The organism is Glaciihabitans sp. INWT7 (genome assembly GCF_014217685.1).
Lineage (GTDB): Bacteria > Actinomycetota > Actinomycetes > Actinomycetales > Microbacteriaceae > Lacisediminihabitans.
Window position 1 is genome coordinate 1,885,230 of sequence record NZ_CP043653.1, and the last position, 21,515, is coordinate 1,906,744.

21 protein-coding genes are annotated in these 21,515 nt (G+C 66.6%); 2 read left to right on the forward strand and 19 right to left on the reverse strand.

Features of this window, described 5'->3' with window-relative positions:
• Positions 1 to 16: 16 nt before the first annotated feature.
• From F1C58_RS09145 to hrcA, 13 genes are all read right to left on the reverse strand, one after another.
• Positions 17 to 1,321, reverse strand: coding sequence for an esterase family protein (locus F1C58_RS09145; RefSeq protein ID WP_185200824.1), 1,305 nt, complete (start codon positions 1,319 to 1,321; stop codon positions 17 to 19).
• 151 nt (positions 1,322 to 1,472) lie between these two features.
• Entirely contained in the window at positions 1,473 to 2,870 is a 1,398-nt protein-coding gene (locus F1C58_RS09150; protein ID WP_185200825.1) for an FtsX-like permease family protein, read from the reverse strand.
• Complete coding sequence (locus tag F1C58_RS09155; RefSeq protein ID WP_185200826.1) at positions 2,867 to 3,628, reverse strand: ABC transporter ATP-binding protein; 762 nt, start codon at positions 3,626 to 3,628, stop codon at positions 2,867 to 2,869. The genes F1C58_RS09150 and F1C58_RS09155 overlap by 4 nt, the downstream gene beginning before the upstream one ends.
• 99 nt (positions 3,629 to 3,727) lie before the next feature.
• A complete protein-coding gene (locus F1C58_RS09160; RefSeq protein ID WP_185200827.1) occupies positions 3,728 to 4,441 on the reverse strand; it encodes a response regulator transcription factor in 714 nt (237 codons plus the stop codon).
• A complete protein-coding gene (locus F1C58_RS09165; protein WP_185200828.1) occupies positions 4,390 to 5,565 on the reverse strand; it encodes a sensor histidine kinase in 1,176 nt (391 codons plus the stop codon). Before F1C58_RS09165 ends, F1C58_RS09160 begins: the two co-directional genes overlap by 52 nt.
• 84 nt (positions 5,566 to 5,649) lie before the next feature.
• Positions 5,650 to 6,567, reverse strand: coding sequence for a GTPase Era (gene era / locus F1C58_RS09170; RefSeq protein ID WP_255461049.1), 918 nt, complete (start codon positions 6,565 to 6,567; stop codon positions 5,650 to 5,652).
• The gene (locus F1C58_RS09175; RefSeq protein ID WP_185200829.1) at positions 6,564 to 8,069 is read right to left on the reverse strand and encodes a hemolysin family protein; all 1,506 of its coding nucleotides are present in this window, start codon (positions 8,067 to 8,069) and stop codon (positions 6,564 to 6,566) included. The genes era and F1C58_RS09175 overlap by 4 nt, the downstream gene beginning before the upstream one ends.
• Positions 8,070 to 8,076: 7 nt before the next feature.
• Complete coding sequence (gene ybeY / locus F1C58_RS09180) at positions 8,077 to 8,541, reverse strand: rRNA maturation RNase YbeY (RefSeq protein WP_185200830.1); 465 nt, start codon at positions 8,539 to 8,541, stop codon at positions 8,077 to 8,079.
• A complete protein-coding gene (locus F1C58_RS09185) occupies positions 8,538 to 9,587 on the reverse strand; it encodes a PhoH family protein (protein ID WP_370543637.1) in 1,050 nt (349 codons plus the stop codon). Before F1C58_RS09185 ends, ybeY begins: the two co-directional genes overlap by 4 nt.
• Positions 9,577 to 9,933 carry an HIT domain-containing protein gene (locus tag F1C58_RS09190; RefSeq protein ID WP_185200831.1) on the reverse strand — a complete coding sequence of 119 codons (357 nt, stop codon included), beginning with the start codon at positions 9,931 to 9,933 and terminating at the stop codon, positions 9,577 to 9,579. Before F1C58_RS09190 ends, F1C58_RS09185 begins: the two co-directional genes overlap by 11 nt.
• A gap of 44 nt (positions 9,934 to 9,977) precedes the next feature.
• Positions 9,978 to 10,706, reverse strand: a complete 729-nt coding sequence (locus F1C58_RS09195) for a 16S rRNA (uracil(1498)-N(3))-methyltransferase (RefSeq protein WP_185200832.1) — start codon at positions 10,704 to 10,706, stop codon at positions 9,978 to 9,980.
• A 4-nt stretch (positions 10,707 to 10,710) separates the two neighbouring features.
• On the reverse strand, positions 10,711 to 11,817 hold the full coding sequence (gene dnaJ / locus F1C58_RS09200) for a molecular chaperone DnaJ (RefSeq protein WP_185200833.1): 1,107 nt from the start codon (positions 11,815 to 11,817) through the stop codon (positions 10,711 to 10,713).
• A gap of 18 nt (positions 11,818 to 11,835) precedes the next feature.
• The gene (hrcA, locus tag F1C58_RS09205; protein WP_185204083.1) at positions 11,836 to 12,858 is read right to left on the reverse strand and encodes a heat-inducible transcriptional repressor HrcA; all 1,023 of its coding nucleotides are present in this window, start codon (positions 12,856 to 12,858) and stop codon (positions 11,836 to 11,838) included.
• 241 nt (positions 12,859 to 13,099) lie between these two features.
• Between hrcA and F1C58_RS09210 the strand changes: the two genes are divergently transcribed.
• Positions 13,100 to 13,468, forward strand: coding sequence for a DUF4870 domain-containing protein (locus F1C58_RS09210; protein WP_185200834.1), 369 nt, complete (start codon positions 13,100 to 13,102; stop codon positions 13,466 to 13,468).
• 56 nt (positions 13,469 to 13,524) lie between these two features.
• A complete protein-coding gene (locus F1C58_RS09215) occupies positions 13,525 to 13,893 on the forward strand; it encodes a DUF4870 domain-containing protein (RefSeq protein WP_185200835.1) in 369 nt (122 codons plus the stop codon).
• Positions 13,894 to 13,895: 2 nt separating this feature from the next.
• Here F1C58_RS09215 and hemW read toward each other — a convergent pair whose 3' ends face one another.
• The 6 genes from hemW to F1C58_RS09245 form a co-directional block, all read right to left on the reverse strand.
• Positions 13,896 to 15,134 carry a radical SAM family heme chaperone HemW gene (hemW, locus tag F1C58_RS09220; RefSeq protein WP_185200836.1) on the reverse strand — a complete coding sequence of 413 codons (1,239 nt, stop codon included), beginning with the start codon at positions 15,132 to 15,134 and terminating at the stop codon, positions 13,896 to 13,898.
• On the reverse strand, positions 15,134 to 15,802 hold the full coding sequence (locus F1C58_RS09225) for a DUF1990 family protein (RefSeq protein WP_219731958.1): 669 nt from the start codon (positions 15,800 to 15,802) through the stop codon (positions 15,134 to 15,136). The genes hemW and F1C58_RS09225 overlap by 1 nt, the downstream gene beginning before the upstream one ends.
• 92 nt (positions 15,803 to 15,894) lie before the next feature.
• Complete coding sequence (locus F1C58_RS09230) at positions 15,895 to 17,691, reverse strand: acyl-CoA dehydrogenase (protein ID WP_185200837.1); 1,797 nt, start codon at positions 17,689 to 17,691, stop codon at positions 15,895 to 15,897.
• Between the two features lie 265 nt (positions 17,692 to 17,956).
• On the reverse strand, positions 17,957 to 19,807 hold the full coding sequence (gene lepA, locus F1C58_RS09235) for a translation elongation factor 4 (protein ID WP_185200838.1): 1,851 nt from the start codon (positions 19,805 to 19,807) through the stop codon (positions 17,957 to 17,959).
• Between the two features lie 89 nt (positions 19,808 to 19,896).
• The gene (locus F1C58_RS09240; RefSeq protein WP_255461050.1) at positions 19,897 to 20,241 is read right to left on the reverse strand and encodes a hypothetical protein; all 345 of its coding nucleotides are present in this window, start codon (positions 20,239 to 20,241) and stop codon (positions 19,897 to 19,899) included.
• Between the two features lie 93 nt (positions 20,242 to 20,334).
• Positions 20,335 to 21,474 (reverse strand): pyridoxal phosphate-dependent aminotransferase, encoded by a 1,140-nt coding sequence (locus F1C58_RS09245; protein ID WP_185200839.1) that lies wholly within the window; start codon positions 21,472 to 21,474, stop codon positions 20,335 to 20,337.
• Positions 21,475 to 21,515 lie beyond the last annotated feature (41 nt).

Below are 21,515 nucleotides of genomic sequence, written 5' to 3' on the forward strand. Positions count from 1 at the left end.
GAGATAAAGCGCCTCATCAGAGTCCCCAGCGCGCGGCGAGGATCGGAATACCCTGTCGAAGCGCGAACTGCACGGTATGCCAGTCGTGTGCGGTGCCCGGAGACTGCTCGTAGTGCACGGTCATGCCCGCGGCCCGGGCCGCATTCGAGACGGTCACCGATGCCGCTCCGTATCGCGTGTCGTTCTGGCCGACGAAGAAGACCCCGAGGGTATCGCTATAGGGGGCGCCGGCGGCGAGGAGGGCGACCGGCGCCGCGGCGGCATAGGCGGCCGGAGATCCGCCGAAGCCCTTGGCGACCGTGAGGGCGAGCGAGGTTCGGAACGGCACAAGTTGTCCCGAGATGTCGAAGATGTTGCCGTACAGGGCGTGGAATTTCGCCCCGAGCTGGATGGAGCACGTCCCCCCCTGCGAGAACCCTCCGATCGCCCAGTCGGCTCGGGCGGGCAGCACGTGCAGGTGATGAGTGATCCAGTTCGGCACATCCTGCGTGAGGTAGCTCGCGGAGTTGCCGAGCGCCGAGTCGACACACATCGGATTGAGCTGGGGAGCCCCGAGTTGGTCGGGGATGACCACGATCGGCGCGAGACCGGCATGCGCTGCCGCGAACTGGTCGAGAATCGTCTCCATGGCGCCGGAGGTGATCAGATTCGACGGCGCACCCGGCTGACCCGAGAGCATCTCGAGCACCGGAAGTCGCGGCGCACCCGCGACCAGCGCGGCGGGGGGAAGGTAGACCAGGGCGCTGCGGGCGGCGAAGTGCGAGATCGTGGCCGGGATGGTCACGGATCCCAGGGTTCCCACCTTCGGCATCCCTGCCGGGGCGTGCCAGCTCTGCGCCAGCGTCTCGATGGCCGTGCTGGTGGGGGTCGGCGTGGGAGTGGAGGCCGGAAGAGCGAGTTTGGCGATCGAACTCACCCCTAGCGCCGAGCCGAGGGTCGGGAACTCCGCGACATCCACGTTCACCCCGATCGCGACGGCGAGCGCGAACAGGAAGACGGATGCGCTGCCGAGCACCACACGCCAGGCACGCGCCCGCCACAGGCCCGCGATCGCGAACCCGATGCCGCCGACTCCGAGCGCGAACCAGAGCCGAGTGATGGGCGTGAGAGCGACGCCGAAGCTGTTCCACACGTCGCTCACCAGCCAGGCGAGTACGAGTCCGACCCCGGCGCCGGCCAGGCCGCCGAGCAACTGCACCGGCAGCCAGCGACGCAGCGGCCGACGGGTCGCCAGCACCGCGAGAGCGACGAGGGCGAGAGCGTAGACGACGATCGGAAAGGGGCCCGTCTCGAGACGAAGATCGAGAAATTGTTGCGACATCGGGTTCCCCTCACACACACGCAGCAGTTGCGCACGCTCATTATGGGCACGCCACCGGGAGCCGAAACGGGCCTTAGCGCCTCCCTGTGAGAGCCCTCAGCAAAATCGGGCGCTTAGCTGGTCGGCGGCTGTGACCGCCGACCAAACCTCACTATTCCACCGCGAGTGCCGCGACCGGAGCGATCCGCGTCGCCCGACGAGACGGAGCGACGGAGGCCACCAGCGTGAGCACCGCCGCAGCCACGGCCAGGATCCCGAGAAGCGCGAGAGGGATCGCGGGAAGCACGATGCCCGGCGACCCGGAGATCGAACCGAGCAGCGACTGGGCACCCGCCCAGCCGTAGAAGGTACCGAGAACGAGACCGACGAGCACTGCCGTGACAGTCAGCTGCGCGCTCTCGGCGAGGATCATCGCGCGCACCTGTCGAGCAGTGAAGCCGAGTGCGCGAAGCAGCCCGAGTTCCCTGGTGCGCTGCAACACGCTCATGGAGAGGTTGTTCACCATTCCGACGGCGGCGATGAGGGCGCTGAATCCCATGAGCACCGAGAACACGACAACCGTCACCGTGAGGGTCTGGTCGACTCCCTGATAGACCTCCGGCTCGACCTTCTGCGCATTAGTGATGATCACCTGATAGCTCTCGACACAGACCGCGAACATCGTGATCAGGGTCACCCCGATCACGAGGCCGATCGTGGTGCGCGAACTGCGTTCGGGGTAGCGCACCGCGTTCTCTGCAGCGAGCCTGGCCGGCGCGCTGCGTCCGAACATCCGCCCGGTGAGTCTCAGGGCGACCGGCATCACCAGCGGGGAGCCGAGCACGAGCCCGGTGAACGAGAAGAGTCCCCCGACGACCCCGACGAGCACCCCGAGAGGGCTCACCAGTCCGATGAGCATGCCGAGCACGAGCAGAGCTCCCCCGAATGCGAAGAAGACGATGGCTACGACGGAGCGTCCCCGACCTCCCGCGGCCTCGTCGAGCGACTTCTCCACCGCTCCCCCCGTCGCTTGCATCGGGGAGACCCGCAATACCCGGCGGGAGCCGATCCACGACGCCAGCCAGGTCGTGAGCACCACCGCGACGATCGGTAGGGCGATCACCGGGCCGACATAGCTGTAGGGATGCGCGGGCACGACCCCGGTCGCCACCGATACGCTGACGAGCCCGATCGTGACCACGGTGCCGATGACGGCACCGATCGCGGAGCCCACCGCGCCGACGACCAGACCCTCGCGGGCCACCGCCCGTCGCTGGTCCGAAGCGCTCGATCCGATGAGGCGATAGAGCGCGATCGTGCGGGTTCGCCCGGCGATGATCGTGGCGAAGGTGTTCGCCGTGACGATCGACCCCACGTAGACCGCGATGACGATGAAGACCGACGCGACGATCTGCAACATGACCGCGACGTTGGCGCTCGAACCGGTGACACTGTCTGCCGAGAGAACCTGCGCGAGCACGCCGGTCGTCTCGAGCAGGCAGACGCCGAAGGCAGAGCTCAGCGCAGCCACGAGCGCGCTCGGGAGCTGTTCTGCGAGAGGACGCCTCATGCTGCCTTCTCCATCGTGAGCATCAGGCGGGAGATCTCTTCGGCCGATGACCGGGCACGATCGTCGACGACCCGGCCGTCGGCGAGGAAGAGGATGCGGTCGGCATAGCTCGCCGCGATCGGATCGTGGGTCACCATCGCGATGCTCTGTCCGTATTCGGCGCTTGCCGCGGCAAGCAGCGACAACACCTCACGGCCGGTGCGGGAGTCGAGGTTGCCGGTCGGCTCATCGGCGAAGACCAGGTCGGGCCGCGTGCCGAGGGCCCGGGCGATGGCCACGCGCTGCTGCTGACCACCGGAGAGCTCATGCGGGCGATGCTTCAGGCGGTCGCCGAGCCCGAGCGAATCGATGAGCCGGTCGATCCAGGCCGACTCGTCGCGGGTGGGACGACGACCGTCCAGTTCGAACGGCAGCAGGATGTTGCCTCGCACGTCGAGCGTCGGCACGAGGTTGAAGGCCTGGAAGACGAAGCAGACCCGGCGCCGCCTCAGGATGGTGAGGTCGGAATCGGGAAGGCCGGTGATCTCGGTGTCCCCGAGCCACGCCGAGCCCGCGGTCGCGCTGTCGAGGCCGGCCATGATGTGCATGAGGGTGGACTTGCCCGAACCGCTCGGCCCCATGATGGCCGTGAACTCGCCGGAACGGATGCCGATCGAGACGTCGTCGAGCGCGGTGACCGGGTTGGTTGTCGATCCGTAGGACTTGGAGAGGTGGGAGACGCGGGCGACTAGCCCGGCTTCTGAATGAGTGAATGACATGCTTCGACGCTACGGTCGCGTCTGTCGGCGGGCATCCGGCGCAGGTCTCGGTAGCCGTACATCCAGCGGATGACCTTGTGGGGGCTCGGGGCCGTCGCCTCAGGCGTTCAAGCCGTTCTCGAAGGCGAAGACCACCAGTTGCACGCGATCGCGAAGACCCAGCTTGCCGAGAATGCGGCTGATGTGGGTCTTCACCGTCGCCTCACTCAGGTATTCGCCCGACGCGATCTCGGAGTTGCTCAACCCGCGAGCTGCGAGCTGGAAGATGTCGCGCTCCCGGGCGGTCAGCTGACCGAACGCCGCCGGCGTCTCGGGCTGCGCCCCGGCCGGAGCGAAGTGCTCGAAGAGTTCCCGCGTGGCGGATGCCGCGATCACGGCGTTGCCCGCATGCACGGTGCGGATCGCCGCGAGCAGGAACTCGGGGTCGGCGTCCTTCAGCACGAAACCGCTCGCTCCCCCACGGATCGCCCGGGTGGCGGCCTCATCGAGATCGAAGGTGGTGAGGACGATGATGCGGGGAAGGCTGCCTCCCCGGGCATCCGCTCTCTTGAGCACCTCGGTGGTGGCCGCGATGCCGTCCATCACGGGCATGCGGATGTCCATCAGGATCACATCCGGTCGGGTCTCGGCGGCCATCGCCACGGCCTCGAGACCGTCCCCGGCCTCCCCCACTACTTCGAGGTCGGGCTGGGAATCGATGAGCATCCGCACGCCGGCGCGGAAGAGTGATTGGTCGTCGACGAGGCCGACGCGGATGACACTCACCCCGGCACCGCTTCGAGGCTCAGCGGAATTGTGGCGGTGACGACCCATCGACCTTCGTCGACCCCTGCCGAGAATGCGCCACCGACCAGCACAGTCCGTTCGCGCATTCCCGCGAGACCATGCCCACCGGGGTGGGCGTCGTCGCCAGCGCGCGGGGCGTCGAGCGCGCTCGAAATCACCAGCCGGAGCGCATCTGCCTTCCAGGCGAAGATCAGCCGCACCTCGCGTTCGGTGTCGCCGTGGCGTAACGCATTCGTGAGGGACTCCTGGGTGATGCGATAGACCGCGAGCTGCTGCGCCGTGGCGAGTGGCCTCTCTTCACCAACGGACTCGCGGCTCAGAATGAGACCCGAACTTCGCAACTGGTCGACGAGCGCATCGAGATCCCCCAGCATCGGCTGCGGTGTTTCGCCCTGGCTGTGGCGCAACTGCCCCAGCAGGATGCGCACGTCGCCGAGAGCCTCCCGCGCGGTCGTGGAGATGGTGGTGAGAGCCAGGTCGACCGCCTCCGGATCTGATTCCCTGGCATAGCGCGCGCCATCCGCCTGGGCGATCACCACCGCGAGAGAGTGGGCGACGACGTCGTGCATGTCGCGCGCGATGCGGTTGCGCTCCTGCTCGACGATGACATCTTGTTCGGCCTCGACCTGGGCAGCGCGGCTCTGCCGCGACCGACGCACCGTGCGGGCGAGCAGTCCGAGAGTCCAGGACAGCCCGAGTGCGGCGAGACAGCCGAAGAACAGCAGCAGGCTGCTGGAGAACATCGACGGGTTCGACATCACGTTGCCGAGCAGGTTTCGTCCGCCGTTGAAGAGCACCAGGTAGAGGGTTGCGGTGACCGAGCCCAGAATCGCGGAACCGAGCCCGACCCAGCGCAGTAGGCGACCTCCGTAGGAGGCCGTGGTGAAGAGGATCGCCAGCACCGCGAGATCGTAGAACTGCGGAGACTCGAGCGAAGACGCCATCTGCAGGATCGCGCCCGCCCAGGCGCCGCCGAGGGCGAGCGCGGGACTCAGCCGGCGAAGTGCGAGAGCCGCAACGAAGATCAGCGCGACGACGAGAGAGGGCAGCACGTCGCCGACGCTCGACAGGCTGGCCAGCTGCAGCAGCAGGAACGCAGCCGCGAAAGCCAGGTCGGCGATGACCTGGTAGCGACGAAGCGTGCGGAACATCCCTCCACCGTAAGCGGCACGCGCGGACTCCGGGCAGATCGCGCCGGAAATCATCCTCGCGATGTACCCATCGACCAAGCGTCCCTAGAAGCCCAGGCGACCCAACTGTTTGGGGTCTCGCTGCCAGTCCTTCGCCACCTTCACGCGGATCGACAGGAAGACCTGCTTGCCGACCAGCGGCTCGATCTGGGCGCGGGCGCGGGCGCCGACATCCGCGAGTCTCGATCCCTGGTGACCGATGATGATGCCCTTCTGGCTGTCGCGCTCGACGAAGAGGTTGGCGTAGATCTCCACGAGGTCCTTGTCGTCCCGCTCGATGATGTCGTCGATGGTCACGGCGATCGAGTGCGGCAGTTCGTCTTCCACGCCCTCGAGCACGGCCTCCCGCACGAGTTCGCTGATGCGCGCCTCGAGGCCCTCCTCGGTGACCGCGTCGGCGGGATACAGCGCCTCCGAGACAGGGAGCAGCTTGATGAGTTCGGCCGCGAGCGTGTCGAGCTGGATGCGGCTGGATGCCGACACGGGGATGATCGCCTCCCAGTCGCGCAGCTCCGACACCGCGAGCAGCTGTGCGGCCACCTGCGGCCGGGAGGTGGCGTCGATCTTGGTGACGATCGCCACCTTCTTCGCGCGGGGGAAGGAGTCGAGCTGCTCGTTGATGTAGCGGTCGCCCGGACCGATCTTCTCGTCCGCCGGCATGCAGAATGCCACGACGTCCACGTCGCCGAGTGTCGTCTGGACGATGCTGTTGAGCCGTTCCCCGAGCAGCGTGCGTGGGCGGTGCATCCCCGGTGTGTCCACCAGAATCAGTTGCCCGTCGGCGTAGTGGGCGATTCCCCGGATGGCACGGCGCGTGGTCTGCGGCTTCGACGAGGTGATCGCCACCTTCTCCCCCACCAGTGCATTGGTAAGCGTGGATTTGCCCACGTTCGGACGCCCGACGAAGGACACGAACCCCGCCCGGAACTCCGAGGGGTTGTCATTGTTCAGCGACACGCTCAATCACCGTCTTCTGTTGATGTGGATACTGTGGCCTTCGGCTTTTCCCGCTCGGACTCCCTGGCCTTGGAGTCCCTGGGCTTCGGCTCTTTCGGCGCCTTGGGCATCGACTCCCTGGCCTTCGAATCCTTCGGCCTGGATTCCTTGGGCTCTTTCGGTTCCTTCGGCTCCTTGGACTCCTTGAGCTTCGTCTCCTTGAGCTCCTTCTGCTTCGATTCCTTCGCCTTCGGCGGGTTGAACGCGGCCATGGCGTCACTGAGCGCCTGGTCCCGCTCGACGAGCACCGTGCTCAGCCGTTTGCGCCGTCCCTCCGTGCGCTCGGCGGTGAGAATGAGACCGGAGATGGTCGCGACCGAGCCAGGCAACGGAAGGCGACCGAGCGCCTTCGTGATCAGCCCGCCGACCGAATCTACGTCGTCGTCATCGAGGTCGAGCTCGAAGAGCTCCCCGAGCTCGTCGACCGGAAGGCGCGCACTCACCCGGAAGCGGCCGTCACCCAGGTCTTCGATCTCGATCACCTCGTGGTCGTATTCGTCCGAGATGTCGCCGACCAGTTCCTCGATCAGGTCCTCGAGGGTCACGAGACCGGCGATGCCGCCGTATTCGTCGACGACCATCGCGAGATGGTTGGATTCGAGCTGCATCTGGCGCAGCGTGTCATCCGCCTTCTTCGACTCCGGGATGAACAGGGCGGGGCGCACGAGCGAGTCAAGAGTCACCGAGTCGAGCCCCTTCGGCCGCTCATAGCTCAGCCGGGCGACATCCCGCAGATAGAGCACACCGATCACTTCGTCGACATCCACCCCGATCACGGGCACCCGGGATACTCCGCGAGAGAGGAAGAGCCCCATCGCCGCACCGATCGACTCGTCGCTGTCGATCGTCACCATGTCGGTACGTGGGATCATCACCTCACGCACGACCGTGTCGCTGAATTCGAAGATCGAGTGGATGAGTTCGCGATCGTCTTCCTCGAGCACGTCGAGCTCCGTGGCTTCGTCCACCATGCTCAGCAGCTGCTCCTCCGAGGAGAAGGTCGCGGTGCGGCCCGGAGTGACCCGGTTTCCGATCGCGACCAGGGCGGCGGCCACCGGCCCGAGGAACAGGCGAATGGCGTGCACCGTCCATGCGCTCACCCGCACCACCGCTCGGGCGTGAACCCGCCCGACGCTGCGCGGGCTGGACCCGACGAGCACGAAGGATGCCACGGTCATGATGAACGCCGAGGCGAGCAGCGCCCACCACCACTCCGTGAACACATAAGCGAATGCGAGAGTGACGAGCACGGCGGCGGTTGTCTCGGCGACCACCCGCATGAAGTTGACGGCGTTCACGTGCGCCCCGACATCCGCGGCTATGGCGACGAGGGACTTCCGGGCCCGCGAGGTCGAGGCGATCTCCAGAAGGTCTGCGCGCGACAGAACGCTGAGGGCGGCGTCGGCCGCGGCGAGGAGTCCGCCGAAGATCACCAGCAGGACAGCCACGCTGACGAAGAGCGGAATCATGGCGAGACTACTTCGATCGTCGCTCGGAGAGGGCGAATCCGGCCAGGATCTCGCGCTGGATGCCGAACATCTCCTTTTCCTCGTCCGGTTCGGCGTGATCGAACCCGAGCAGATGCAGGATGCCGTGGGTGGTGAGCAGCAGCATTTCGTCCAGGGGGCTGTGCCCGGCGGTCTCCGCCTGCGAGATAGCGACCTGCGGGCAGAGCACGATGTCGCCGAGGAGTCCGGCCGGAGTCATGGACTCCTCGGTGCCGGGCCGCAGTTCGTCCATCGGAAAGCTCAGCACGTCGGTGGGACCTGGCTCGTCCATCCATTGGAGGTGAAGCTGTTCCATCGCTGCCTCGTCGACGAGGACTATCGCGAGCTCTGCGTCGGGGTGAACGTGGAGGTGGTCGAGCGCATACACGGACAGGCGCTGCAACGCGACCTCATCCACCGGGATGACCGACTCGTTGTTGATCTCGATGCTCACGATCGACCCCCCTGTTCCCGGTCGAAGCGCTGTGCCTGCCGCTCTGCATCGTACTTGGTGTACGCGTCGACGATGCGGCCGACGAGGTTGTGGCGCACCACATCCTCGCTGGTCAGGCGCGCGAAATGGATCTCATCGATCTCGTCGAGCACCCGGGTCACGAGCTGGAGACCGCTGGCACCGACCGGCAGGTCGACCTGGGTGATATCGCCGGTGATCACCATCTTGGAACCGTGACCGAGCCGGGTGAGGAACATCTTCATCTGCTCCGGAGTGGTGTTCTGCGCCTCGTCGAGCACGATGAACGCGTTGTTCAGCGTGCGACCACGCATGTAGGCGAGAGGGGCTACCTCGATGGTGCCGGCGGCGAGCAGTTTGGGAACGACCTCCGGATCCATCATCTCGTTGAGGGCGTCGTAGAGCGGGCGGAGGTAGGGGTCGATCTTGTCGGTGAGACTGCCGGGCAGGTAGCCGAGGCGTTCGCCCGCTTCCACCGCAGGGCGGGTGAGGATGATGCGTTCGACCTCTTTGCGCTGCAGCGACTGCACGGCCTTCGCCATCGCGAGATAGGTCTTGCCGGTGCCAGCCGGCCCGATGCCGAAGACGATGGTGTTCTCGTCGATCGCGTCGACGTATTCCTTCTGCCCGAGGGTCTTCGGACGGATGCTCTTGCCGCGGCTGGTGAGGATCGCCTGGCTCAGCAGCTCGGCCGGGCTCACCCGCTGGTCGCTCGCGAGCATCTTCGCGGACTCGGTGACGCTTCTTTCGTCGAGCACGTTCTCTCCCCGTTCACGGTCGCCGCGCACCATCAGCACCAGCTCCTCTACCAGCCGCGCCGCGGCGGCCACCTGACGGGAATCCCCGTCCAGGGTGATTTCGTTTCCGCGCACGAGCACGGAGACCTGCGGATACTGCCGCTCGATGGTCTTGAGCAGCCGATCCTGCGGTCCGAGTAGTCGCACCATCGCGACCCCATCGACACGGATGACGACGTGCTGTGCGGACCGCTCCTCTGGAGAGGGTGCTGTGATATCGCTACTGGCCAAGGGTTCCTTCGGTAAGGGTTCCACCGAGAAGGTGGGCGTGAACGTGGAAGATGGTCTGTCCGGCCTGTTCGCCGGTGTTGAAGACGAGACGGTATTGGCCGTCGCAGTGCTCGTCGGCGAGTTGCTGCACCACCGCGACGATCTCCGCGAGAAGCGCAGGGTCCGCTGCGGCCAGTTCGGTCACGTTGGCGAACTCCGCGGTCTTCGGCACCACGAGCAGGTGCACGGGAGCCTTGGGGGCGATGTCCCGGAACGCGATGATCCGCTCGTTCTCGAAGACGATATCCGCCGGGATCTCGCGCGCAACGATGCGCGTGAAGAGCGAAGGCTCCGCTGTAGTCGACATGTTCCAAGGGTAAACGACGCCGCCGACCCGCGGATGAGCGTTCGCTACCAGCGCCCGAGCCGTGCGTTGAGCACCGCGACGGCGGCAGGACCCGCGGTGGAGGTGCGCAGGATCGTGCCCCCGAGCCGCACCGGTGTCGCGCCAGCGGCCTCGAGGCGAGTGAGCTCCGAGGGTGAGATTCCGCCCTCCGGTCCCACGACGAGCACCACATCCCGGTCGTCTGGCTCTAGCGCACTGAGGGCGAGCGGCGCGGTGGGCTCCAGCAGGAGCATCCGGGTGACCTTCGCGAGGGCGACGAGCACGGTGAGGGAGGCGAGATCGCCCACCTCCGGCACCCACGACCGCACCGACTGTTTGCTGGCCTCCCGCACGATCGCGCTCCAGCGATCGTGCCCCTTGCGCACCTTCGCGCCCTCCCATTTGACGATCGAGCGCTGGGCGGACCAGGGGATGACGCCGTCGACGCCGAGCTCTGTGGCCTGCTGCACCGCCTGTTCGTCGCGGTCGCCCTTCGCGAGAGCCTGAACGAGCCAGATCGCCGGCGACGCCGGAGGGGCGTCGACAACCGTCGAAACCTCGACCACGAATTCGGTGTGCTCCGCCGAGACCACCGTGCCGGAGACCATCAGGCCCGCTCCGTTGCCGATCGAGATCGACTCGCCTTCGGCGATACGGCTCACCGTGACGGCGTGGCGCGCCTCCGCTCCCCCGACCGTGATCCGCTCACCGACGGTCGCGGAGACCAGCTCTTCGCTCAGGTAGAAGTGGGCCATGCGATCAGATGTTGAGGAACCGGTCGCGCAGCTTCTGGAACAGGCCCTGCTGGAAGTGCGTGAGCGTCGGTGCCGCGGCCTTGCGAGTGCTCGCGAACTGCTTGATGAGATCCTGCTCCTTGTGACTGAGCTTCACCGGGGTCGTCACCTGCACTCCGATCTTGAGGTCACCACGCCCGCTGCCGCGCAGGTGGGTAACGCCGCGATCCTTGATCGTGATGACCTCCGCGCTCTGGGTACCGGGACGGATGTCGACCGCGACCTCGCCATCGAGCGTCTTGAGCGTCGCCCTGGTGCCGAGGATGGCGTCCGTCATCTGCACCTCGAGGGTCGCGAGGATGTCGTCACCGTTGCGGCTGAACACGTCGTGATGGCGAACCTTGATCTCGAGGTAGAGATCACCGGCGGTGCCGCCGGCCGGACCGACCTCACCCTGGTTGGGCATCTGCAGGCGCAGTCCGGTGTCGACCCCGGCGGGGATATCGACCGGGATGCTTCGGCGCGCCCGAACGCGACCCTGGCCCTGGCAGGTGGGGCAGGGGTTCGGGATCACGGTGCCGTAGCCGCGGCAGGTGCCGCACGGGCTCGATGTCATCACATTGCCAAGCAGGCTGCGCACAGTGCGCTGGATCTGCCCGCTGCCGTGGCAGATGTCGCAGGTGACCGGGGTGGTCCCCGGCGCGCAGCACGAGCCATCGCAGGTCTCGCAGAGCACGGCGGTGTCCACCTCGATGTCGCGGGTCGTGCCGAAGATGATCTCCTCGAGGTCGACCTCCACGCGCACGAGGGCGTCCTGTCCGCGTTCGCGGCGCGAGCGTGGCCCACGGGTCTGCCCACCGCCGAAGAAGGATTCGAAGATGTCACCGAAGCCGCCGAAGCCCTGTCCACCCTGCCCACCGAAACCGGTCTGGGGTCCGAGGTCGTACTGCTGGCGCTGCTGCGAATCGGAGAGCACGTCGTAGGCGTGCGTGACGAGCTTGAACTGCTCCGAGGCATCCGCTCCGGGGTTCACGTCGGGATGCAGTTCCCGCGCGAGGCGACGGTACGCCTTCTTGATCTCGTCTGTCGTCGCGCTGCGGTCGACACCGAGTACTTCGTAGTGGTCAGCCAATCAAATTCCCTTTGGTGTTCAGTCCTCGCCGAGCAGGCGGGACAGGTAGCGGGCGACAGCTCTCACTGCCGCGATGTTGTTCGAATAGTCCATGCGGGTGGGGCCGATCACGCCGAGGCGTGACACTTCCCCACCGGAAGTGGCGTAACCGGTGGTCAGCACCGAGGTCTCCCCCAGGCCGAAGGAGGCATTCTCCTTGCCGATCGACACCGAGAAGCCGTTCTGGTCCGGCTCCATCTCGCCGAACAGCCGCAGCAGCGTCACCTGCTCCTCGATCGCCTCGAGAACAGGGTAGATGCTGCCGCTGAAGTCTTCCTCGGTGCGCACCAGGTTCGCAGTCCCGGCCATGACCAGCCGGTCCTGGCGGTTGGCGAGCACCTGTTCGATGAGGGCCGATGCGATCCGGCCGACCGCCGGGGCCTCCGCCGGCGAGAACTGCTCGGGCAGCTGCGCCAGCTTCTCGGCGGCCTCCGCGAGCCCGAGTCCGCCCAGACTCGCGTTCAGCCGGGATCCGAGCTGGGAGAGGAATTTCTCCTCAAGCTCGTCTGAGACGTCGAGCAAGCGCTGCTCCACTCGGCCGGTGTCGGTGATCAGCACGGTCATGACACGGGACGAAGCGAGGCGCACGAGTTCGACGTGGCGGATGCGCGAGCGAGAAAGCGAGGGATACTGCACGAGCGCGACCTGGTTGGTGAGCTGCGACAGCAACCGCACAGTGCGTCCGAGCACCTGGTCGAGGTCGGCGGATGACCCGAGAAAGGTCTCGATAGCGGTGCGCTGCGCGGGGCTGAGCGGTCGCAGATCGGCGAGCTGGTTCACGAACACGCGGTAGCCCTTGTCCGTGGGGATGCGCCCGGACGAGGTGTGCGGCGCCGCGATGAGCTCCTCCTCTTCGAGCAGCGCCATGTCGTTGCGGATGGTCGCTGCCGAGACTCCGAAGGAGTGGCGATCCACGATGGATTTGGATCCCACCGGCTCGCGCGACGCGACGTAGTCCTGCACGATGACGCGCAGCACGTCGAGGCCTCGCTCCGACACCATGCTCATCACCCCGCTCTCTCCGCCACCGTAACTTCGCGCTGCCCACCCTTGGCACTCGCGTGTGCAGACTGCCAATTGTACCGTGACACACCCTGACGAAGGCATTGCATGCATGGCGAGGAGGGCGCTACCTTATGCATGTGCTCGTGCAGCGCCCTCAGTCGAGGGCCCAGCGAGACACCGCCCGAAGTCTTTCCTCGCCAGCTCGCAGGATCGATCCGCTCACCGAAAGGCTCTGCACATGACCGACCCCATCTCCACGCCGGCTGCACCGCAACCGGCTGCGCCCCTCACCGAGGCTGAGGACCGCCAGTGGGCGTCGTTCGCACACCTCGGGGGCATCATCGGCTTCCTGCCCTCGCTGATCATCTGGCTCGTCTTCAAGGACCGTGGTCGTTTCACCAACACCGAAGGCAAAGAGGCACTGAACTTCCAGATCACGATGGTGGCCGCGTACATCGTCGGATCGATCCTGAGCGTCATCGTCATCGGATTCCTGATCACACTCGCTGCGGCGATCGTCTCGATCATCTTCTCGATCATCGGCTTCACCAAGGCCAAGGACGGCATCGCGTACCGTTACCCCTTCGCCATCCGCCTCATCAAGTAATCAGCTCTTCAGCAAGCCCGGCCGCACGCGGCCGGGCTTGTGTGTTTAATGGGCGCATGTCAGAAACCACGCCGAACCCGTACCAGACGCCGACGCCATTCAGTCCGAGCGACGAAAAGCTCTGGGCGATGCTCGTTCACCTCGGCGGGATCTTCTTCCACTTCCTGCCGGCACTGATCGGTTACCTGGTTCTGCGCGACCGCGGTCCATTCGTGCGCGAACACACCCGCACGGCGCTCAATTTCCAACTCACCGTTCTTCTCGGCTACGTCGTAGGACTGTTCACCCTCTGGCTGTTCGTTGGCGCGATCATCATCCTGGCCGTCGCCGTGCTCGACATCGTTTTCAGCATCATCGCCGCGATCGCCGCCAACCGGGGCGAGTGGTACACCTACCCGGTGGCCGTGAAGTTCATCTCGGCCTAGGGCTAGTCGAGCAGCCGCCGCACCACCGCATCGGCGAGCAGGCGCCCGCGCAGCGTCAACACGAGCAAGCCGCGCACGGCGGACGCGCCGTCGACGAGTCCGTCGCCGATTAGTCCCGCAACGGCGGTGCGTGCGCCCGCCGGGAGCTCGGCGATGACCAGCCCCTCTCGGATGCGCGTGCCGAGCAGCACGCCCTCAACCCGCCGGGTCTCCTCGTCGAGGGTCTCTCGCCCGGCCCCGGGCGACAGACCAGCGCCGATCCGGTCGGCGTAGGCAGCAGGATGCTTCACGTTCCACCAGCGCACCCCGCCGACATGGCTGTGCGCCCCGGGACCGATCCCCCACCAGTCATGGCCCTGCCAGTAGGCGAGATTGTGCCGCGACCGGTGCTCGGCGAAATCCCCCGATGACTCGCGCGCCCAATTGCTGACCTCGTACCAGCCGTAGCCGGCGGAACCGAGCAACTCGTCTGCGAGCTCGTACATGTCTGCCTGAAGATCTTCGTCAGGCTGTGCCACATCGCCCCGACGGATCTGCCGCGCGAGCTTCGTTCCGTCCTCCACGATGAGCGAATAGGCCGAGAGGTGGTCCGGATGCTGGGCGATGGCGTGCTCGAGCGACACCCGCCAATCTTCGAGGGATTCCCCCGGTGTGCCATAGATGAGATCGAGGCTCACCTCCAGTCCGGCGTCGCGGGCCCACTGCACCACGAGAGGCACCCGCTCGGGGTCGTGAGTACGCTCGAGAGTCGCGAGCACGTGCGGCACGGCCGACTGCATGCCGAAAGACACGCGCGTGAACCCCGCGTCCGCGAGGGATCGGAGGTAGGCGGCATCCACTGAATCGGGGTTCGCCTCGGTGGTGACCTCCGCGCCGCGCTCCAGTCCCCAGGTCTGCCTGACCGCCGCGAGCATTGCGGTGAGATCGGTGACCGGAAGCATGGTGGGTGTGCCCCCGCCGAAGAACACGGTGGAGACCTTGCGGCTCGGGAGCAGCACCCGATCGAGGATGTCCCGCGCGAGGGCGACCTCGGCGATCGCCTGTCCGGCGTAGTCCGTGCGCTTCGCTCCGCGCAGCTCGTCGGAGGTATAGGTGTTGAAGTCGCAGTACCCGCAGCGCACGCGGCAGAACGGCACGTGGAGGTACACGCCGAAATTGCGTTCAGCGGCACCGACGGTGACGGAGGCGGGCAGCGCGCCGTCGGACGGCGCCGGATCGGCGAGCGGGAGAGCGCTCGGCATCAGGCCTCGGTCGTCGGCGCGAGGGTGCCGGAGAGTGATTCGAAGTAACGCCGGGTGTAGTAGGCCTGCGAGAAGCGCAGCACCGGGTAGACGAGCCACCAGAGAGCGTTGGCCGGCCGCGAGAACGCGCTGATCTCCAGCCAGACCGATCCGTCGTCCGTCTGTTCGACGATGAACGACTCCTCGCCGCTCTCGGGATGCCCCGGCAGGGTGCCGTAGGCGAAACCGCGGCGATTCACCTCGTTGACCACATAGACCACCCGCGCCGGGGCGGTCACCTGGAACGGCCCGAAGGGGATCTCGAGCACGACAGAGTCGCCGGGCACGATGAAGGGGGCACCGTCGGGCCCGAACACCACCTCGTCGCCGGCGACCGCGTCCGCGAGCGGTGCGCCGGCCTCATCGAAGGCGACGGGCACGTAGGTCTGGTCGCTGACGGCCGCCGGAACATCGGCCACGTCGACGCGGAAACCGCTGTTGCGCTGGATTCCCCAGGACATCACCTCGGTCCAGGCGTAGTCCCACCGTGCGTCACCGTGGCCGATTCTGGTGCGCTGACGGAACGGCCGGTAGCCGGAGGGCGACTTGGTGAGCAGGTCGGCCGACTGGGTCGCCCCGATGCTCGCATAGGTGACGGGCCGCTCCCAGAGCGGCAGCTTCGCGGGCATCTACCGAGACCGGATCGTCGGGGCGGCTGAAGCGGGCATGGCGCAATTCTACCGGCGCCACGCCCGTCGACGCCCCTTGGGAGAACAGGCGTCTAGCCGATCGAGCCGCTCCGCACCCGCCCGGCGAGCTGGTCGGCGTCGAGGGCGAACAGGTCCCGCGCGCCGCCAGTGGCTGCGCCGAAGAGTCCTGCCACCTGCGGCAGCAGCTGCTCGGCATAGAAGCGAGCAAGCACGAGCTGGGTGTCGGCGAGGTCCGCGTCGCCGGTGGCCTCGCCGGCGAGAGCCGAGCGCGCCATCAGCCAGCCACCCACGGTGAGTCCCCACATGCGGAGGTAGGGAGACGAGCCGGCGAGCACGGCGTTCGGGTCGGACTGACTGGTGCGCAGCATCCATCCGGTCGCCGCCTCGAGCGAGTCCAGCTGGGTGCGAAGCTGCAACCGGATCGTCTCGAAGGACTCCCCCGCGGCCGCGAGCTCGGTGTCGATCTCGCGCATGGTCGCGATGAATTCGAGGAAGGATGCTCCGCCGCGCACCGCGAGCTTGCGGCCGACGAGGTCCGCGGCCTGGATGCCGTTGGTGCCCTCGTAGATCGGAGTGATGCGCACGTCGCGGAAGTGCTGGGCCGCGCCGGTCTCCTCGATATAGCCCATGCCCCCGTAGACCTGCAGGGCGAGGGAGGTCAGCTCGACGCCGAGGTCGGTGCCGAAGGACTTGCTGATCGGGGTGAGCAGGCCCACGATCTCGGATGCCCGCATCCGGGCCGCCTCGTCGGTACCGTGGGTGCTGAGGTCGATCTGCACCGCATTGAAGAGCACGAGACGACGGAGCGCCGAGAGGTACGCCTTCTGCGTCATCAGCATGCGACGCACGTCAGGGAAGTCGATGATCGGCGAATCGACGGTGGCACCGATCGCCTTGCCCTGGGTGCGGTCCTGCGCGTAGGCGAGCGAGCCCTGGTAAGCGCGCTCGCCGATGGACAGGCCCTGGGTGCCCACCGAGAGCCGAGCGCTGTTCATCATGACGAACATGATGCGCATGCCGAGGTTCTCCTCGCCGATCAGGTACCCCGTCGCGTCCTCGTAGGAGAGCACGCAGGTCGGGGCACCGTGGATGCCCAGCTTGTGCTCGATCGAGAGGCAGCTGACACCGTTGTGCTCGCCGAGCGAACCGTCGTCGTGCACGTGGAACTTCGGCACGATGAAGCAGGAGATCCCGCGGGTGCCGGCCGGGGCTCCCGGTGTGCGGGCGAGCACGAGGTGCACGATCTGCTCGGAGAGATCGTGCTCGCCGTAGGTGATGTAGATCTTCTGGCCGGTGATGGCATAGGTGCCGTCGCCGTTGGGAACGGCGCGAGTGGTGAGCGCCCCGACATCCGACCCCGCCTGAGGCTCGGTGAGGTTCATCGTGCCGGTCCACTCGCCACTGATCATCTTGGGCAGGTAGGTGTTCTTCTGCGCGTCGTCCCCGTAGTGCAGGAGGGCATCGATGGCGCCCTGCGTGAGCAGTGGACAGAGCGCGAAGGCCATGTTCGAAGAGCCGAGCATCTCCTGGATGGCGAGGCCGACGGACCACGGGAAGCCGCCGCCGTCGAACTCCTCGGGGAACGGCACGCTGCCCCACCCCGCATCGACGTACTGGCGATAGGCGGACTTGAAGGCGGCCGGCGTGCGGACGGAGCCGTCGGGATCGCGCTGCGCGCCCTCGACGTCCCCGGACTGGTTGGTGGGCGCGACGACCTTCACCATGAAGTCGCCGCAGTCTTCCAACAGGCCGACGACGGAGTCGAGATCGGCGTGCTCATAGCCGGGGAGCGCGGCAACCTGGGGATACCCCACCACGTGCTCGAGGACGAAGGCAAGATCGGACACGGGGGGACGGTAATCGCTCATGTTCGCAGCGTACTGCGCCGGTCGTCGTTCGGTCACGAACGCTGTGCCGACTCACAAAGGACTGTGGGCGGACACACTATTTGTTGTCAGTGCGGTCCATCCCCTGCCGCGAACCCCACTGGCATGGACTGCGGGCGCGCGAGGGTGCCCGCCGCACCGACAGTGTTGAGCAGAGAACCGACAGGTGGTGCTCTCCTCGGCGCGGAATACAGCTCGAACTGCCAGGTATGCAGCCACCGCAGGGCCGAATCGGCGAGCAGCCGAGTTACTTCTCTTTCTTGGTCTCCGTGTCACCGCTGAGCGCCGCGATGAACGCCTCCTGCGGAACCTCGACGCGACCCACCATCTTCATGCGCTTCTTGCCCTCTTTCTGCTTCTCGAGGAGCTTGCGCTTGCGGGTGATGTCACCGCCGTAGCACTTGGCGAGCACGTCCTTACGCATCGCGCTGATCGACTCACGGGCGATGATCCGGGCACCGATGGCAGCCTGGATCGGCACCTCGAACTGCTGGCGCGGGATCAGCTTCTTGAGCCGCTCCGTCATCAGCACGCCGTAGGCGTAGGCCTTGTCGCGGTGAACGATGGCGCTGAAGGCATCCACCGCCTCGCCCTGCAGCAGGATGTCGACCTTCACGAGGTCCGCATCCTGATCGCCGGTCGGTTCGTAATCCAACGAGGCGTAACCGGCGGTGCGGCTCTTCAGCTGGTCGAAGAAGTCGAACACGATCTCGCCGAGCGGCATCGTATAGTGCAACTCGACCCGGTCTTCCCCCACGTATTCCATACCCTGCATGGTGCCGCGGCGGCCCTGGCAGAGTTCCATCACGGTGCCGACGAAGTCCTTCGGAGTGAGGATGGATGCCTTCACCACGGGTTCGCTCACCGAGGCAATCTTGCCGCCAGGGAATTCGCTGGGGTTGGTGACCGTCACGGTCTTCTTGTCGTCGGTCGTGACCTCGTAGATCACGCTCGGCGCCGTCGCGATGAGGTCGAGACCGAACTCACGTTCCAGCCGTTCCGTGACGATCTCCAGGTGCAGCAGTCCGAGGAATCCGCAGCGGAAGCCGAAGCCGAGCGCCACGGAGGTCTCGGGCTCGTAGACCAGTGCGGCATCCGAGAGCTTGAGCTTGTCCAGGGCCTCGCGCAGCACCGGATAATCAGAGCCGTCGATCGGGTAGATGCCGGAGAAGACCATCGGCATCGGCTCGGAGTAGCCCTTGAGGGCGACGGTCGCGGGCTTCATGAAACTCGTCACGGTGTCACCCACCTTGCTGAGCCGCACGTCTTTGACGCCGGTGATGAGGTAGCCGACCTCGCCGACGCCGAGCCCCTTCGTCGGGGTCGGCTCGGGGGCGCTCACTCCGATCTCGAGCACCTCGTGGGCGCTCTTGGTGCTCATCATCATGATCTTCTCGCGCGGCTTGAGCGCCCCGTCGATCATGCGCACATAGGTGATCACGCCGCGATAGGCGTCGTAGACGGAGTCGAAGATCATGGCGCGGGCGGGCGCCGTCGCGTCGCCGACAGGCGGCGGGATGAGGCGGGTGGCGCGGTCGAGCAGTTCCGGCACGCCGACGCCGGTCTTGCCGGAGACGAGCAGGATGTCTTCCGGCTTGCATCCGAGCAGCCCGACGATCTCCTTGATGTACTTCTCGGGGTCCGCGGCGGGCAAGTCGATCTTGTTCAGCACCGGGATGATCGTGAGGTCGTTGTCGAGCGCGAGGTAGAGGTTGGCGAGCGTCTGCGCTTCGATGCCCTGCGCGGCGTCCACGAGCAGGATCGCCCCCTCGCAGGCCGCGAGCGAGCGCGAGACCTCGTAAGTGAAGTCCACGTGGCCGGGGGTGTCGATCATGTTGAGCGCGTAGGTCTGGCCGTCGAGCTCCCACGGCATCCGCACGGCCTGGCTCTTGATCGTGATGCCGCGCTCGCGCTCGATGTCCATGCGGTCGAGGTATTGGGCGCGCATGTCGCGGTCGCTCACCACGCCGGTGATCTGCAGCATCCGGTCGGCGAGCGTGGATTTGCCGTGGTCGATGTGCGCGATGATGCAGAAGTTGCGGATGAAGGCGGGGTCGGTCGAAGCCGGCTCGAGGGCCTTCAATGCTCTGGGGCTCACGCAAATCCTTCGTATCGGTGCCGTGGGGTCGCACAATTCTCCCACGACGGGCGGCGGCCGGGATGCGGACGCCGCTCGACGGGCGACCGCTATTGCGCGAAGAATGCCGCGAGGACTCCGAACGGGGCGAGAAATGCGAGCCCGAACGCCAGGGCGAGCACCGGGAGCGCGAGGGAGACCGCTCCGACGATGATTCCCCAGGTGCTGTAGTTGCGACCGGCAGGTTCACGGTTGAGCCCGATCGAACCGACGACGATCGCGGCGACCGGCACGATCAGCGTGTACCCGAAGACGATCGAGGCGATCGCGAGCACGAGGCTCGTGATCCCGAGGCTTCGGGATGTGTCGCCGGCGACGACGGGCACGGCGCGTTCCTGCGGGGGCACGGGGGTGGTATCGATGGCCGGGCTGTTCTCGGTAGTCGGGATGGTCATGTTCTCTCCAGGGGTGATCGGTGTCACTCCAGGCTAGAAAACACCGCACACGGCGGCCATGGGGCTAACCCCCGGGTCGTCCGCGGCCAATCCCTACGGTGCCGGAAGCCGCCCGAGCCCCTCCAGCAGCACGGCCTGGTCGGCAGCGAGCGACACTCGGATCCAACCCTCCCCGGACCGTCCGAATGCACTGCCCGGCGCGATCGCGACCCGGTCGTGAAGCAGAAAATGTTCGGCCCAGGCAGCGACGTCTCCGCCGCTCGCGTGGGAGACATCCACCCAGAGATAGAAGGCGCCGCCGGGCCGCTGGTAACGGATGCCACGGGAGTCGAGCAGCGCGCACGCCGCCTCGAGGTTGGCGCGATAGTGCTCCCGCGAGTCGGCCACGTGCTGGTGATCGCCGGTGATCGCTGCGACGGCGGCGTATTGGTCCGGCATCCCGACGCAGCTGATCGATGCCTCTTGGACGGTTCGCATGACGGCGGCGAGGCCGGGTGGGGTCACAAGATAGCCGATGCGGGCTCCGGTCATCGCGTAGGTCTTGGAGAGGGAGAAGACGCTGAACACCCGGTCATCGGTGTCGAGGCTCGCGATGCTCACATGCGGGGCGCTGTAGGTGAAGTATTCGTAGACCTCGTCGCTGAGAACCCAGAGGTCGTGGCGGCGGGCGAAATCGAGAAGCGTGCGCAACTGCTTCTCGTCGAACACGACACCGAGCGGATTCGACGGAGAGTTGACGATGATGACGCGGGTGCGGTCCGTGACGAGTCGCTCGAGTTCGTCGAGATCCGGAGCGAAACCGTGCTCCGGGCGCAGGGAGTACGGCACCGGCACGGCCTCGAGCAGCCGGGCATTCATCGTGAAGGTGGTGTACCCGGGATCGGGAACGAGCACCTCATCGCCGGTGGAGAGAAGCAGACGCATCGCCTGGAACAGCCCCTGTGTGGCGCCGAGGGTCACCCAGACGCGCTCGACATCCACCTCGATGCCGTTCTCCCGGCTCAGCTTCTGCTCGATGGCCGCTCTCAGCGGCGGGATCCCCCCGTTTGCCGAATAGCTCGTGAGGTCGTCGCGCCACGCTTGCGCCCCGGCCGCGAGGATGTGCGCGGCGACCGGACGGTCGGGCTCCCCCACCGCGAGGGAGATCACGTCATCCAACTCGAGGGCGATCTCGAAGATGCGCCGGATGCCGGACTGCGGAACAGCGGCGATGTGCGGGGAGAGTGACGGCATACTGTCAGGCTATTACCCCAGCTGGAGCCATTAGCATCGTG